The organism is Streptomyces aureoversilis (assembly GCF_042657885.1).
GTDB classification, from domain to species: Bacteria; Actinomycetota; Actinomycetes; order Streptomycetales; family Streptomycetaceae; genus Streptomyces; species Streptomyces aureoversilis.
The window spans coordinates 47,653-61,727 of sequence record NZ_JBHSKJ010000031.1; the positions used below are offsets into that span (position 1 = coordinate 47,653).

Here is a 14,075-nt window from a genome sequence, read left to right on the forward strand (position 1 = left end):
CGCCGCTCGCCGCCTCGGGGCCCGGCCCTTTGTACATTTCCCATGTTCCCCAGCGCGGTCACGCAGCGCATCGACAGGAGAGTTCCTCGTGCCGAAGTCACGGATCCGCAAGAAGGACGACTTCACGCCGCCGCCGGCGAAGCAGCAGACCATCAAGCTCAGCAGTGGGCGGGGCTGGGTGGCGCCGCTGATGCTGGCGATGTTCCTGATCGGGCTGGCCTGGATCGTCATCTTCTATGTGACCAGCGGTGACATGCCCATCGAGTCCCTCCACAACTGGAACATTGTGGTCGGTTTCGGCTTTATCGCGGCGGGGTTCGTAGTCTCCACGCAGTGGAAGTAGCAAGCCTTCCGGGAAGCCTTCCGAGGAGTTATCCACACCCTCGTCCACAGTGGGGAAAAACTCAGAAGATCTGTGGATAACTTCCCCGGGGTTGACGCCGGTGTGACTGGTCGGCAGCGCGGGGTGCCCTGGGGCGCCCCCGCCCACCAGCGGAAACGCAGCTGTGTGCACGGACGGACACGTGTTCCCCACGCCATGCACAAGATTCTGTACCCGCTGTGGACAACCCACCGCCCGGTCGGCCGGGAACACGGTGGGATCAGCCCGGGAACACGGTGAGCGCGGGCAGCGTCGCCGTCCGTACGACCACCGCGGCGACGATCACCAGCAGCGTCAGGCCGCAGGTCAGCCCCTGCACCAGCGTCCGCTTCTCCCGTGGCGCGTGCACCATCCCGTAGGCCACGGCGGTGCCCACCACCAGGCCGCCGATGTGGGCCTCCCAGGCGATGTTGCTCCAGGTGAAGGTGAAGATCAGGTTGAGCACGAGCAGCGCCACGACCGGGCGCATGTCGTAGTTGAGCCGCCGCATCAGCACCGCCGTGGCCCCCAGCAGGCCGAAGACCGCCCCGGACGCGCCGAGCGAGGGCTGGCGGGGGTCGGCGACGACGAAGGTCAGGGCGGCGCCGCCCAGACCGGACAGCAGGTACAGCGCCAGATAGCGGGCCCGGCCCAGCGCCGCCTCCAGCGGGGGACCGATCCACCACAGCGAGAGCATGTTGAAGGCGATGTGCATCGGCGCCTGGTGCAGGAACATCGACGTCAGCAGGCGGTACCACTGGCCCTCCGCGACGCCCTGGGGCTCGCCGCCGAGCACGGCGCGGCCGAACAGCTCGAGATCGTCGAGCAGGCCGTCGCCGGTGGCCATGACCGCGATCCACACGGCGACGTTGATCCCCAGGAGGACCTTCGTGACCAGCCGGGGGTCGGCCGTATGGGTGCCGCCCGCGAGCGTGCGCGGAGCGGTGGCCTGCGGGGAGTGCCCCGTGCCGGAGCCGCCGGCGACGCAGGCCGGGCACTGGAACCCGACCGAAGCGCTCACCATGCACTCCGGGCAGATGGGCCGCTCGCAGCGGGTGCAGCGGATGCCCGTCTCCCGGTCGGGATGCCGGTAACAGCCGACGGCCTGGTCGTTCATGCGTTCCCCTTGCGCCGGTGATGGGCGGGCCTGTCCGGGACGCGCGGCCCCGCCCGTCATACGGACGAGCGGGGCGCCGGGTTCCCTCGGTGCGTGACGAGGGAGCGTGAGTCCGCCGTCAGCGGGTCTCGATGACGACCGACTCGATGACCACGTCGTTCACCGGACGGTCGGTGCGCGGGTTGGTGTCGGTGGTGGCGATGGCGTCGACGACCTTCTTGCCGGCCTCGCTGGTGACCTCACCGAAGATGGTGTGCTTGCCGGTCAGCCACGTGGTGGGCGACACGGTGATGAAGAACTGCGAGCCGTTGGTGCCCGGGCCGGCGTTGGCCATGGCCAGCAGGTAGGGCTTGTTGAAGGACAGGTCCGGGTGGAACTCGTCCGCGAACTTGTAGCCCGGGCCGCCGGTGCCGTTGCCCAGCGGGTCGCCGCCCTGGATCATGAAGCCCTCGATGACGCGGTGGAAGACCGTGCCGTCGTACAGCTTGTCCGTGGTCTTCTGGCCCGTCTCGGGGTTGATCCACGCGCGCTCGCCCTTGGCGAGCTCGACGAAGTTGGCGACCGTCTTCGGGGCGTGGTCCGGCAGGAGCCGGATCTCGATGTCGCCCCGGTTGGTCTTCAGGGTGGCGTAAAGCTGCTCGGCCACGATCTACCTTCCATAGTCTTCACTGACGGCTACCGATCCTCGCACGGACGGGATCGCGGCGAGTAGCGGGCAAACGCCCGCGCGCCGCGCCGAACCGTGGCATGGTCGAGCCGGGTCCCCACCCGCTCCGTCCCCCGATGACCCGGATGCCCGCCCGCACGTGCCGGACCGCCCGTCCCCAGGCATGATTTTTCACTGGGTGGAAAGGCGACAAAACATACGCCACCGAGGAGGAGGTTCTCGTGACCCGCAAGGACAGCGTGCGCGCCGCGACCAGCACGGCGAAGGACAGCGTCCGGCACGCCGCGGAAGTGGTGGCGCCCTACGCCGGCACCGCGAAGGACGCCGCCGTGCACTATGCGCACGAGGCCCGGACCCGGCTGGCGCCCAAGGTCGCGGAGGCCGCGCACCAGGCCGCTCACCAGGCCCGCTGCCAGTACGACGCACATCTGCACCCGCGGATCGAGCAGGCCCGCGACGCCCTGCCCCCGAAGATCGACCAGGCCGCCGTGCGGGCCCGCACGGCCGTCGAGCCGGTCCGGGACGAGGCCGTCGCCCGCAGCGCCGCCGCCTTCGCCGCGCTGCGCGGACAGGTCAGCCCCCAGGAGATCGAGAAGCTGATCGCCCGGCGGGACCGGCGGTGCCGGGCGGGGCGGGCGTTCCGGCGGCTCGCCGTGGTCGGCCTGATCGCCGGCGGTGCGTACGCCGCCTGGAAGTGGTGGGACCGGCAGGCCAACCCGGACTGGCTGGTCGAGCCGCCCGAGGCCACCGAGGTGCACGACCGCCCGCCGCTGAGCTCGGTCGACGGCAAGGGTCCCGCGGCCTCCTCCTCACCGCTCGACCCCGAGGTCCAGGCCAAGCAGGCCGAGGCCGAGTCCTCCCCCGACAACGGCGGGGCGGACGACCGGCCGTTCTGACGGCGGCCATCCGGCCGAATGCACCGAGGCCCCCGGGCCGCGCTTCCCGCGCGGCCCGGGGGCCTCGTCGTTTTTCCGGGCCGGGTTATCCGGGCCGGGGTTATCCGGGAAATGGCACCCGCAAACAAGTTGTTGTGTGCAATAGATTACAGGTAATTCTTTGGGAAAGTGCCCGGTGATTGGGGTTGATTTCACCGGATTGCCCGCCTGTTCCCACATCTAAGCTGCGAAGAGCCGGCCCCTGCTGACTCCCGAGTTCTCCTGTTTCTCCACTCTCCGCCCTTTTGCGGCACACATAAACAGAGAGGTGCTGACATGGATACATTGGTCAAAGAACGCACAGCCGCCGGCCCCGGGTCGATAGAGCTGACATCCGCCGAATTGGTCACCTACCGGCACATCGCCCGGCAGGGTCTCGTACGCATCGACGAGCTGATGTCCGGCGCCCACGGCGACGTCAGCATCCAGGCCGTGGACAAGCTCATCGCCACCGGTCTGGTGCGGCGGCTGGGAGCCGACTGCCTGGCCGCCGTCGACCCCGCCCGCGTGTCGGACCGGCTCCTCGGGCAGTGGGAAGAGCGGGTGGAGAACGCCCGGCTGGGCCTGCAGTGGATGCGCGGGCAGATCGCCGAGCTCGGTCTCATCTACGCCACCCAGCAGCAGTCGCTGCAGGGCCCCCACCTGGAGCGCATCGAATCCCACGAAGAGGTGGTCCGGGCCCTCGAACGGTACGCCGACGACTGCCGCGAGGAGGTCCTGTCCGCCCGGCCGGGCGGTGCCCACCCGGACGCGGAGCTGATCGAGGCCCGCTACCGCTACCAGCAGCTGCTCGGGCGCGGGGTGCACCTGCGCGCCCTCTACCAGTACTCCGCACGCTTCCACCCGCCGACGGTGCGGCACACGGAGGAGGCCATCGGCGCGGGCGTCGAGGTCAGGACGGTCACCGGGGACCTGTCCAGGTTCGTCATCTTCGACCGCAAGGTGCTCGTCGTGCCACTGCGCAGCAGCCCGGGCGGAGCGCTCGTGGTCCGGGACGCCGACCTCATCGCCTTCGCCGCCGAGATGTTCAACGCGGCCTGGTCCACAGGGGAACCCATCGACAAACCGCGCGCGAGGACGTTCGTCCAGAACCTGGCGAACCAGACGAAGCGCTCCATCCTCCAGCACCTGATCGACGGAGCGGACGACCGGACGACCGCGCGCGCCCTGGGCATCTCGGTGCGCACCTGCCAGCGCCACGTCTCCGACATCATGCAGCAGCTCGGCGCCTCCAGCCGGCTCCAACTGGGCTTCCTCCTACGGGAGCAGGAGCTGCTGAGCGGACGAAGTCCGGTCGCCACCCTGTGAACGACCGGACTTCGTCCGGGACCACCGGGCCCTGCGCCGGGCCCGGGGTTCCTCACACCGGCTCGGAGAGCTGCGGCTCCGGGGCGGCCGGCACGGCGGCGGCCGCCGGCTCCGTGCGCTCGTGGCACAGGGCGACGAGGACGGCGCCTGCGATCGCCAGGCAGCCGGAGACGACCGCGGCGTAGCTCATGCCGGTGCCCATCTCGTGGGCGGCTCCCCCGCCGCGCGGGGCGAGCGCCAGGATCGCGGCGACCAGCGCGACGCCCAGGGACGAACCCAGGTAGCGCGAGGCATTGTTCGCCGCGGAGCCGACCGCCACGCGGTGGGCGGGCACGCTCCGTACGGCCAGCCCGGCGAGGGCCGCGTTGACCACGCCGCTGCCGAGGCCCGCAAGCACGAGGCCGGGCACGAACCGCCACCACGAGGACTCCTCGCCGATTCCGGTCAGGGCGAGCTCGCCGATGCCGCACAGGGCCAGGCCCGCGGCGACCTGCTGGCGGTCGCCGACGCGGGCGACGAACCGGCGGGCCTGCGGTGCGGCCAGGAAGGACAGGCCGGACCAGAACGCGAGCAGGCCGGCGCTGCCCAGGGGGCTGAGCCCCTGCATGCTCTGCGCCGCGGTCGGCACGTACGTCATCAGGCCGATCACGCCCATGCCGGTCACCAGCGCGCCGACGACCGAGGCGACGAACGCGGGGCGCTTGAAGAAGGCCGGCTCCAGCATGGGCTCGGCGACGCGCTTCTCGATCACCACGAAGCCGGCCAGCAGGACGACCGCGGCGACCAGGAAGACCAGGACGTGCGGCCTGCCCCAGCCGCCCCGGCCCTCGGTGAGCCCCGCGATCAGCAGCGTGATGCCCGCCCCGAGGGTGAGCACCCCGGCCAGGTCGAAGGCGCGCTTGTGCGCGCTGCGGGACTCCTCCAGCGAGCGGGCGGCCCAGAGCATGACCAGCGCGGCCAGCGCCGCGAGGACCCAGTACGTGACCCGCCAGTCGGTGGCCCGGCCCAGCAGCGCGGAGAACACCGGGCCGATGGCGATGCCGCCGCCCACCATCGCTCCCCACAGGCCGGTGGCCCGGGCCCGCTCGGGGCCGGGGGCGAAGGCGTGGGCCAGGAGGCCGAGGCTGGACGCCAGGAGCGCCGCGCTCGCCGCGCCCTGGACGATGCGGCCGAGGACGAACACGAGCGTGACGGGCGCGACGGCGCACACCACGGTGGAGACCACCAGCAGCGCCCCGCCGATCACGAACATCCGCTTGCGGCCGTAGTCGTCGGCGAGGGTCCCCGCCACCATCAGGCACGCCGCGAGACCGACGCTGATGCTGCCCAGGATCCAGGTCTGCCCCGAGGGCCCGGAGCCGAGCGCCGCTCTGACGGTCTGCACGGTCGACACGGGGGCGGTGAAGTTGATGAGCACGAGCAGGGTGGCCACGCACGAGATCGCGAGAGTCGAGCGGGCGGAGGACCGGCGCTCGACCGGTTCGGTCGTCACTACTACCCCCAGGAGATCGGTGGAGTTCAGTCATTGAACCACATAGTTCAGTGACTGCACCGCTAGACTTTCGTCATGGCATTGGGACGTGGCTACGCAGACCAGGACTGTTCGCTGGCCCGGGCACTCGAAGTGGTCGGGGAGCGGTGGACGCTCCTGGTGCTCCGCGACTGCTTCTACGGAGTGCGGCGCTTCGGCGACTTCCACGCCCACCTCGGCATCCCGCGCGCCGTCCTCGCCGACCGCCTCAAGGCCCTGACGGCGGTGGGCGTCGTCGAGCGGCGCCCCCACACCACGGGCGTCGAGGTCGACTACGTCCTCACCGAGCGCGGGCTCGACCTCTGGCCGATCGTGTTCTCCCTGGCGCAGTGGGGCGAGCGCTGGCTCGCCCCGGAGGGCTCGCGCCGGCTCTTCAGCCACGCCGCGTGCGGCACGGACATCGGCGCCGGCGGCGCCTGCCCCGCCTGCGGCACCGTCCCCCCGCCCGCCGACCTGCTCATCCGCCAGGGCCCCGGCGCCGACGCGACGTTGCGCGACGACCGGGTCAGCGCGGCCCTGCGCAGCGGACCCCACCGCCTCCTGACGGACCTGTTCCCGTCACCCGCGCCCACGGCCCCGTCCGGCCCCTGAACAGGGCGGCCGCCCGGATCCCGAACAGGGTCCGGCCACCGGCCGGGTGATACATGCCCCATGCACCCGTCTTGTGACTCTCCTGTTTACGACAGTCGCAATCACGACGCCTCCGGAAGCTGTCGCGGCCGGACGGCCCGCTGGCAGGGTCTTTCCCAGGGAGCGCTCCGGCAGCTCCCCTCAGGGACGTGCCGTCCCGCAGAGGCGCGGCGGCAGTTCACGTAATTCATGGGGGAATGACGCATGCCTGGATCCGAGTGGGCGGCAGGCGACGCGCTGCGACGCGAGGTCCTGGGAAACACCTATGTCGACGGCGTGTCCGACACGTGGGCGGGAGCGGCCGAGCTGCAGGACCTGGTCGTACGCCTCGCCTGGGGAACCGTCTGGCAACGGCCCGCGTTCGACCGGAAGTTCCGCAGCCTGCTCACCGTCGCCATCCTCACGGCGATGAACCGCAAGCACGAGCTGGAGCTACACATCGGCGGCGCGCTGCGCAACGGGTGCACCGTCGACGAACTCGTCGAGGTCGCCCTCCAGTGCGCCGTGTACTGCGGGTTTCCCGCCGCGATCGACACTGTGCGGTCGATCAAGCAGATCAGCGACGCGATGTCCTGACCAGCGGACCTGGCAAAGCCGCCCCGAACTGGGAAGACCTCAACGGAGTCCCACTGTGAAACCTAGGGCAGTGCACACGGTTGGCATAGTCGGCGTGGGCCCTCGCGGATTGTCCGTCCTGGAGCGCATTGTCGAGAACGCGCGTGACCGTATCGGCGATTCTCTTGTCATCCATCTCTTCGAACCCAGGAACTTCGGTTCCGGTGACGTCTGGCGGACCGATCAGTCCCCCGACCTCATCATGAACATCGTCGCCTCCCAGATCACCGCCTTCGCGGACGACACCGTGAAGATGTCCGGCCCGGTCCGCGAAGGCCCGAGCCTGTACGAGTGGTCGGCCCGGCTGGCGGCGGGAGACATCCCCGGGAACCACCCCGAGGCCGTCCTGGCCGAGGCCCGGGAGGTCCACGAGAACAGTTACTGCCGCAGGTCCTTCTACGGGCACTACCTCGAATGGGCCTACGGCGAGATCCTGCGCAACCGCCCGGACACCATCGACATCCACGAGCACCGGGGAAAGGTCGTCTCGGTGACCGACACCGAGGCCGGCGGCCAGCTCGTGACCACGGACGACGGGCAGTCGGCCGAGGTCGGCCAGCTCGTGCTGGCCACCGGCCACGGGGCGGTGCACCCGTCCGCCGACGAGGAGACCCTGCGGGGCTTCGCCGCCGCCACGGGCGGCCTCTTCCTCCCGCCCGCCAACCCCGCCGACGCCGACCTGAGCGGCATCGCCCCCGGCCGGCAGGTCCTCATCCGCGGCCTCGGGCTGTCCTTCTTCGACTACATGTCCCTGCTCACCCAGGGCCGCGGCGGCACCTACGTGCGGACCGGCGACGGGCTGACGTACCGGCCCTCCGGACGCGAGCCGCACATCATCTGCGGCTCCCGCCGGGGCGTGCCCCTGCACGGCCGGGCGGACAACGAGAAGGGCGACCTGCGCTACGAGCCGAAGGTCCTCACCGAGGAGCACATCGACAAGCTGCGCTCGAACGCCGGGCCGTCCGGGGCCCTCGACTTCCGGCGCGACTGCTGGCCGCTGATCGCCAAGGAGGTCGAGACCGTCTACTACCGGCGCCTGGTGGAGATCCGGGAGTCGCAGGACGTCGCGGACGAGTTCGGCGCGCTCTACAGCCTGCTCCCCTGGTCCTGCGACTCCGAGCGCACGGTCCTGCGCAAGTTCGACGTCCCGGAGGAGCAGTACTGGGACTGGGCCCGGGTGGCCCGGCCGTGGACCGACGGCGACGTCGCGTCCTCCCGCGCCTGGACCGGCTTCCTGCGGTCCTACCTGGTGGACGACATCGCCGAGGCGCGCCGGGGAAACCTCAGCAGCCCCGTGAAGTCCGCGCTGGACGTCCTGCGCGACATCCGCAACGAGATGCGCTACGTGATGAACAACGGCGGCATCGAGGGACGTTCGTACCAGGACGACGTCGAGGGCTGGTTCAACTCGCTGCACGCCTTCCTCTCCCTGGGGCCGCCCTGGAGCCGGGTCGAGGAGCTCGTGGCGCTGATGGACGCCGGCGTGGTCGAGGTCGCCGGTCCCCGCTTCACGGTGGACTGCGACCACGAGCGGGGCGTCTTCGTCGGCAGCTCGGCCGTCCCCGGTGACGTCCGCACGGGGACCGTCCTCATCGACGCCCGGCTCCCCAAGGTGGACCTCGCCCGGACGGACAACTCGATCCTCGTCCACCTCAAGAAGCACCAGCAGGTGAAGCACTTCACGGTGCAGACCGCTTCGGCCGGCGAGTACGTCACCGGCGGCGTGGCCGTCACCGAGCGGCCCTTCCGCGTCATCCGGAGCGACGGGTCGGTCCACCCGCGGCGCTATGTGTTCGGCGTACCGACGGAAGGGGCGAACTGGGTCACCGAGACCGGCATCCGCCCCAACGTCAACTCCATAACCGTGGGCGACAGCGACTCCATCGCGCGGGCCGTGCTCGGCCTTTCCTGAGGAACCTGACACCAGCCCGACACAAGAAAGAAGTCATCATGAGTCCGCTTTCCGCCGCGGAACTGGACCCCGTGGACATCCTCGCGGTCGACGACGAGCTCGGCGAGACCGAGCGGGACATCAGGGACACCGTACGGGCCTTCGCCCGGACCGAACTGGCCCCGCACGTCGCCGAATGGTTCGAGGCCGACACCATGCCGCGCGAGGTCGTCAAGCACCTCGGCGCCCTGGGGCTGCTCGGCATGCACCTCGAGGGCCACGGCTGCGCGGGCACCGGCGCCACGGCGTACGGGGTGGCCTGCCGGGAACTGGAGGCCGTCGACTCGGGACTGCGCTCCTTCGTCTCCACCCAGGGCTCGCTGGCCATGTACGCCATCCACCGGTGGGGCTCGGAGGAGCAGAAGCAGCAGTGGCTGCCGGCCATGGCCGCGGGCGAGGCCGTCGGCTGCTTCGGCCTGACGGAGCCGGACGCCGGCTCGGACCCGAGCGCCATGCGCACCCGCGCCCGCCGCGACGGCGACGACTGGGTGCTCGACGGCTCGAAGATGTGGATCACCAACAGCCCGTTCGCCGACGTGGCCGTGGTGTGGGCACAGACCGACCCCGAGCGGGGCGCGAAGGGCATCCGCGGCTTCGTCGTCCCGGTCGGCACGCCCGGCTTCACCGTCAACAAGATCACCCGGAAGCTGTCGCTGCGCGTCTCGGTGACCGGCGAACTCGTCCTCGACGGCGTGCGCCTGCCCGCCGACGCGGTCCTGCCGGGCGCCGAGGGCCTCTCCGGGCCGCTGAGCTGCCTGAGCGAGGCCCGCTTCGGGATCATCTGGGGCGCGGTGGGCGCCGCCCGCGCCTGCTACGGGACGGCCCTGGAGTACGCCGGCCGGCGCGAGCAGTTCGGCCGCCCCCTGGCGGGCTTCCAGCTCACCCAGCGGAAGCTGTCGGAGATGGCCGTACAGGTCGCCCAGGCGTCCCTGCTGGCCGCCCGGCTCGGCCGGCTCAAGGACGCCGGCCGCCTGGACCCCGTGCAGATCAGCGTGGGCAAGCTGGCCAACGTGCGCGCGGCGCTCGACATCGCCCGCAGCGCCCGGACGATCCTCGGCGGCAACGGGATCACCCTGGAATACCCGGTGTTCCGGCACATGGTGAACCTGGAGACGGTGCTCACCTACGAGGGCACCGAGGAGATGCACCTGCTCTCCATCGGCAAGGCGGTGACCGGTGTCCAGGCCTTCCGCTGACCCGCGGCCGCCCGAGAGCGCGTTCGTCGCGGCGGCGGGACTGGTCGTCACCGAGGTGAGCCCCACCCGCGTCCGCGGCCACATCGACCTCGGACCGGACCACCACACCCCGTGGGGCATCGTCAACGGCGGCGTCTACACCACCGCCGTCGAGAGCGCGGCCTCGTACGGGGCGTCGGCGGCGGCCGGCCCCGGCCGGCACGCCACGGCCGTGCACATCTCCACCGACCTGCTGCGCTCGCGGACCGGGGGCCGGGCCGAGGTCGTCGCCGAGGCCGTGCACCAGGGCCGTACGCAGCAGATCTGGGTCGTCACCGTCTCCGACGGACAGCCCCTCGCCCGCGGCCAGGTGCGGCTGCAGAACACCGGCGCCGGCCCGGGACAGGAGCAGGCATGACCGCATTCCCCGCCCTGGGCCTCGACACCGCGAGCCGTTTCCTCGTGGCGCTGGGCCTGGAGTTCGACGAGGTCGCGGGCGACGGCGTCCGGGGCCGCATCGAGCTCGGCCCGCAGCACCACAACCCGTGGGGCGTCGTGCACGGCGGCGTCCACAGCACCGTCGTCGAACGGGCGGCCAGCGTCGGCGCCTCGAAGGCCGTCGCGGACCGCGGCCTCTTCGCCGTGGGCGTGCACAACGCGACGGACGTGTTCGTCACGACGACCGGCGGCCCGGCCCTCGTCACCGCGCACCCGGTGTTCCAGGGCGATCTCCAGCAGGTGTGGTCCGTGGAGATCACGGCCGGCGGCGGCACCGGCCCCCTCCTGGCCCGCGGACAGCTGCGGCTGCAGAACGTCCCGAAGCGGGCCTCGTAGACGGCCCGCCTTTTTGAAAGAGAAGCACCCCGTACCCCGAAAGGCCATGCAATGACTGCGTCACCGTCCCGCAAGGTTCTGGACCTGATGATCGGCTACTGGGCCTCGCAGAGTGTCTACGTGGCCACCAAGCTGGGCCTCCCCGAGCACATCGAGAGCGGCCTGACCACCAGCCGCGAGCTCGCCGAGGCCACCGGCTCCCACGAGCGCTCGCTGTTCCAGCTCATGCGCTTCCTCACCGGCCTCGGCATCCTGCAGGGCGACGACGAGACCGGCTTCTCGCTCACCCCGGCCGGCGAGCTCCTCAAGGAGGACGCGCCCGACTCCCTGCGCGACCTCACCCTGATGTACGGCGAGGAGTTCTACGAGACCTGGGGAAACCTGCTCCACAACGTCAAGACGGGACAGCCCGCGTTCGAGGCCGCCTTCGGCGCCCCGATGTACCCGTACTTCACCGCCAACCAGGAGTCGGCCCGCCGGTTCGACGGCACCATGGCCGGCGGCGCGTTCTTCCGCGACCTGCCTCAGGTCTTCGACTTCTCGTCGGCGCGCACCGTCGTCGACATCGCGGGCGGCACCGGCGCCCTGCTCTCCGAGGTCCTGAGGGCCGCCCCGCACGTCGAGGGCGTGCTCTTCGACCAGGCGCACGTGATCGAGGCCGCGAAGGCCGCCATGGCGGACCGCGGGCTCACGGACCGCGTCTCCTACGTCGAGGGCGACTACACCGCCTCGCTCCCCGCCGGCGGCGACGTCTACCTGTGGTCGCGCATCCTGCACAGCCGCTCCGACGAGTCCTGCGTCGACCTGCTGAAGCGCTGCCACGACGCCATGAACCCGGACGGCACCGTCATCGTTCTGGAGCGCACGATCCCGCCGACCGGCGAATCCTCCCTCGGGCTCTGGTTCGACCTGCAGATGATGGTCCTCGTCGGCGGCACCGAGCGCAGCGAGAAGGAGTACGCGGACCTGTTCGCGCAGTCCGGCCTGGCCCTGCACTCCGTCCTCCCGCTCTCCCTGGACATGTTCGCCATCGTCGCGAGGCGCGCGTGACGCTGCCGGCGGCGGCCGGCGCACCGGGTCACGTCTTCACCGAGCTGACGCCGGTCTCCTTCCTGCGCCGCGCCGCCGCCGTGTTCGCCGACCGCCCCGCCGTCGTCGACGGCGACTTCCGGTGCACCTACGGGGAGCTGTGGGACCGCTCCCGGCGGCTGGCGGGGCTGCTCGCGGAGAACGGCGTCCGGCCGGGCGACCGGGTGTGCGTCCTCGCGCCGAACACCCACATGACGCTCGAAGCGCACTACGGGGTGCCCCTGGCCGGTGCGGTGCTCGTCGCCCTCAACACCCGGCTGGCCCCCGCCGAGATCGCCTACATCCTCGAACACAGCGGCGCCCGCCTGGTGCTGGCCGAAACCGGGCTCCTGCCCCGCCTGGAGAGCGCCCTCGGCCTGATCGCCGAACGGCCGGCCGTCATCGGCTCGGACCGCTACGACGAGGCGGTCGCCGGAGCCGCGCCGCACCAGGTCGAGGTCACCGACGAGCGCGGGCTGCTGTCCGTCAACTACACCAGCGGCACCACCGGGCGCCCGAAGGGAGTGATGTACCACCACAGGGGCGCCTACCTCAATGCACTGGCCATGGCCTTCCACACCCGGATGGACCCGGCCTCGCGCTACCTGTGGACGCTGCCCATGTTCCACACCAACGGGTGGTGTTTCCCCTGGGCGGTCACCGCGGCGGGCGGCGTGCACCACTGCCTGCGCAAGGTCGACCCGGCCGAGGTCTGGCGGGCGCTCCGGTCCGACGGCGTCACCCATCTCTGCGCGGCCCCGACCGTCCTGACCATGCTCGCCGACCACCCTGACGCGGCCGCCGTCCCGCACCCCGTACGGATCTTCGCGGGCGGCGCACCGCCCCGGCCCGCCCTGCTGGCGCGGATGAGCGAACTGGGCCTGGACGTCACGCACTTCTACGGGCTCACGGAAACGTTCGGCAACGCGCTGCTCGGCATCCAGCAGCCCGAGTGGACCGCTCTCGCCCCCGAGGAACGGGTCCGCAAGGCCGGCCGGCAGGGCGTGGCCAACGTCGTCGGGGAACCGGCGCGCGTCGTCGACCGCAACGGCCACGACGTCCCCGCCGACGGCGAGACGACCGGCGAGATCCTCCTCCGCGGCAACAACGTCATGCTCGGCTACTACCGCGACGAGCAGGCCACCGCGAAGGCCTCGGCCGGAGGGTGGTTCCGCACCGGGGACCTCGCCGTCCACCACCCCGACGGCTACGTCGAGATCCGCGACCGCGCCAAGGACGTCATCATCTCCGGCGGCGAGAACATCACCTCGGTGGAGGTCGAGAACGCCCTGACCGCGCACCCCGAGGTGGCCGAAGCGGCCGTGGTGGCGGGACCGCACGAGGTCTGGGGCGAAGTCCCCGTCGCCTTCGTCTCCCGCCGCCCCGGAGGCACCGTCGGCGAGGAGGAGCTCATCGAATTCGTGCGCGCCCGGCTCGCCCGGTTCAAAGCGCCGCACCGGATCGTCTTCGGGCAGCTCCCCACGACGTCGACGGGCAAATTGCAGAAGAACCTGCTGCGCGAAAGAGCCTCGGCTCTCCCCGCCGCCGGCCGGTCCGCGTGAACCGCCCCTGAACCAATCCCCTTTGAGCGAGTCGCCCGTCCTACCGACCCGGAATTCAAGAAAAGGATGAGTGGATGTCCCGCCGCCTGTTCACTTCGGAGTCCGTGACCGAGGGTCACCCCGACAAGATCGCCGACCAGATCAGCGACACCGTCCTCGACGCCCTCCTGAAGGAGGACCCGGGCTCCCGGGTAGCCGTCGAGACCCTGATCACCACCGGCCTGGTGCACGTGGCCGGCGAGGTGACGACGAAGGCCTACGCGCCGATCGCGTCGCTCGTGCGCAACAAGATCCTCGAGATCGGCTACGACTCCTCGACGA

The 14,075-nt window shown here is 71.1% G+C and carries 15 protein-coding genes; 12 read left to right on the forward strand and 3 right to left on the reverse strand.

Features of this window, described 5'->3' with window-relative positions:
• Positions 1-88 precede the first annotated feature (88 nt).
• Entirely contained in the window at positions 89-343 is a 255-nt protein-coding gene (gene crgA, locus ACFPP6_RS34420) for a cell division protein CrgA (RefSeq protein ID WP_030366859.1), read from the forward strand.
• 259 nt (positions 344-602) lie between these two features.
• On the opposite strand, the gene ACFPP6_RS34425 is transcribed toward crgA, so the two are convergent.
• Both ACFPP6_RS34425 and ACFPP6_RS34430 read right to left on the reverse strand, forming a co-directional pair.
• Entirely contained in the window at positions 603-1,478 is an 876-nt protein-coding gene (locus ACFPP6_RS34425; RefSeq protein ID WP_382050638.1) for a rhomboid family intramembrane serine protease, read from the reverse strand.
• A gap of 118 nt (positions 1,479-1,596) precedes the next feature.
• On the reverse strand, positions 1,597-2,124 hold the full coding sequence (locus ACFPP6_RS34430) for a peptidylprolyl isomerase (protein WP_382050640.1): 528 nt from the start codon (positions 2,122-2,124) through the stop codon (positions 1,597-1,599).
• Between the two features lie 242 nt (positions 2,125-2,366).
• On the opposite strand from ACFPP6_RS34430, the gene ACFPP6_RS34435 reads away from it, so the two are divergent.
• Together ACFPP6_RS34435 and ACFPP6_RS34440 are read left to right on the forward strand one after the other, a co-directional pair.
• On the forward strand, positions 2,367-3,041 hold the full coding sequence (locus ACFPP6_RS34435; protein ID WP_382050642.1) for a DUF5324 family protein: 675 nt from the start codon (positions 2,367-2,369) through the stop codon (positions 3,039-3,041).
• A gap of 315 nt (positions 3,042-3,356) precedes the next feature.
• The gene (locus ACFPP6_RS34440) at positions 3,357-4,388 is read left to right on the forward strand and encodes a LuxR C-terminal-related transcriptional regulator (protein ID WP_382050644.1); all 1,032 of its coding nucleotides are present in this window, start codon (positions 3,357-3,359) and stop codon (positions 4,386-4,388) included.
• Between the two features lie 52 nt (positions 4,389-4,440).
• On the opposite strand, the gene ACFPP6_RS34445 is transcribed toward ACFPP6_RS34440, so the two are convergent.
• Positions 4,441-5,880 carry an MFS transporter gene (locus tag ACFPP6_RS34445; protein WP_382050646.1) on the reverse strand — a complete coding sequence of 480 codons (1,440 nt, stop codon included), beginning with the start codon at positions 5,878-5,880 and terminating at the stop codon, positions 4,441-4,443.
• 75 nt (positions 5,881-5,955) lie between these two features.
• Here ACFPP6_RS34445 and ACFPP6_RS34450 point away from each other — a divergent pair, with 75 nt between their 5' ends.
• The 9 genes from ACFPP6_RS34450 to ACFPP6_RS34490 all read left to right on the forward strand — a co-directional run.
• Positions 5,956-6,510, forward strand: coding sequence for a winged helix-turn-helix transcriptional regulator (locus ACFPP6_RS34450; RefSeq protein ID WP_382050648.1), 555 nt, complete (start codon positions 5,956-5,958; stop codon positions 6,508-6,510).
• 243 nt (positions 6,511-6,753) lie between these two features.
• Positions 6,754-7,125, forward strand: coding sequence for a carboxymuconolactone decarboxylase family protein (locus ACFPP6_RS34455; protein WP_058047339.1), 372 nt, complete (start codon positions 6,754-6,756; stop codon positions 7,123-7,125).
• A 94-nt stretch (positions 7,126-7,219) separates the two neighbouring features.
• Positions 7,220-9,076 carry an FAD/NAD(P)-binding protein gene (locus ACFPP6_RS34460; RefSeq protein WP_382050650.1) on the forward strand — a complete coding sequence of 619 codons (1,857 nt, stop codon included), beginning with the start codon at positions 7,220-7,222 and terminating at the stop codon, positions 9,074-9,076.
• Between the two features lie 38 nt (positions 9,077-9,114).
• The gene (locus tag ACFPP6_RS34465; protein WP_382050652.1) at positions 9,115-10,311 is read left to right on the forward strand and encodes an acyl-CoA dehydrogenase family protein; all 1,197 of its coding nucleotides are present in this window, start codon (positions 9,115-9,117) and stop codon (positions 10,309-10,311) included.
• Positions 10,292-10,708, forward strand: coding sequence for a PaaI family thioesterase (locus tag ACFPP6_RS34470; RefSeq protein ID WP_382050654.1), 417 nt, complete (start codon positions 10,292-10,294; stop codon positions 10,706-10,708). The genes ACFPP6_RS34465 and ACFPP6_RS34470 overlap by 20 nt, the downstream gene beginning before the upstream one ends.
• Positions 10,705-11,124, forward strand: a complete 420-nt coding sequence (locus ACFPP6_RS34475; RefSeq protein WP_382050656.1) for a PaaI family thioesterase — start codon at positions 10,705-10,707, stop codon at positions 11,122-11,124. Before ACFPP6_RS34470 ends, ACFPP6_RS34475 begins: the two co-directional genes overlap by 4 nt.
• Before the next feature lie 51 nt (positions 11,125-11,175).
• Positions 11,176-12,174, forward strand: coding sequence for a methyltransferase (locus tag ACFPP6_RS34480; protein WP_382050658.1), 999 nt, complete (start codon positions 11,176-11,178; stop codon positions 12,172-12,174).
• On the forward strand, positions 12,171-13,754 hold the full coding sequence (locus ACFPP6_RS34485; protein ID WP_382050660.1) for an AMP-binding protein: 1,584 nt from the start codon (positions 12,171-12,173) through the stop codon (positions 13,752-13,754). Before ACFPP6_RS34480 ends, ACFPP6_RS34485 begins: the two co-directional genes overlap by 4 nt.
• Before the next feature lie 74 nt (positions 13,755-13,828).
• On the forward strand, positions 13,829-14,075 hold a 247-nt coding region (locus tag ACFPP6_RS34490), incomplete at its 3' end, for an S-adenosylmethionine synthetase N-terminal domain-containing protein (protein WP_382050662.1).

What these genes read in the sequence shown, in the direction of transcription:
- ACFPP6_RS34465 (WP_382050652.1), top strand. Translation starts at nt 9,115, where the DNA reads ATGAGTCCGCTTTCCGCCGCGGAACTGGACCCCGTGGACATCCTCGCG.
- ACFPP6_RS34455 (WP_058047339.1), top strand. Translation starts at nt 6,754, where the DNA reads ATGCCTGGATCCGAGTGGGCGGCAGGCGACGCGCTGCGACGCGAGGTC.
- ACFPP6_RS34425 (WP_382050638.1), bottom strand. Translation starts at nt 1,478, where the DNA reads ATGAACGACCAGGCCGTCGGCTGTTACCGGCATCCCGACCGGGAGACG.
- ACFPP6_RS34440 (WP_382050644.1), top strand. Translation starts at nt 3,357, where the DNA reads ATGGATACATTGGTCAAAGAACGCACAGCCGCCGGCCCCGGGTCGATA.
- ACFPP6_RS34475 (WP_382050656.1), top strand. Translation starts at nt 10,705, where the DNA reads ATGACCGCATTCCCCGCCCTGGGCCTCGACACCGCGAGCCGTTTCCTC.
- ACFPP6_RS34450 (WP_382050648.1), top strand. Translation starts at nt 5,956, where the DNA reads ATGGCATTGGGACGTGGCTACGCAGACCAGGACTGTTCGCTGGCCCGG.
- ACFPP6_RS34480 (WP_382050658.1), top strand. Translation starts at nt 11,176, where the DNA reads ATGACTGCGTCACCGTCCCGCAAGGTTCTGGACCTGATGATCGGCTAC.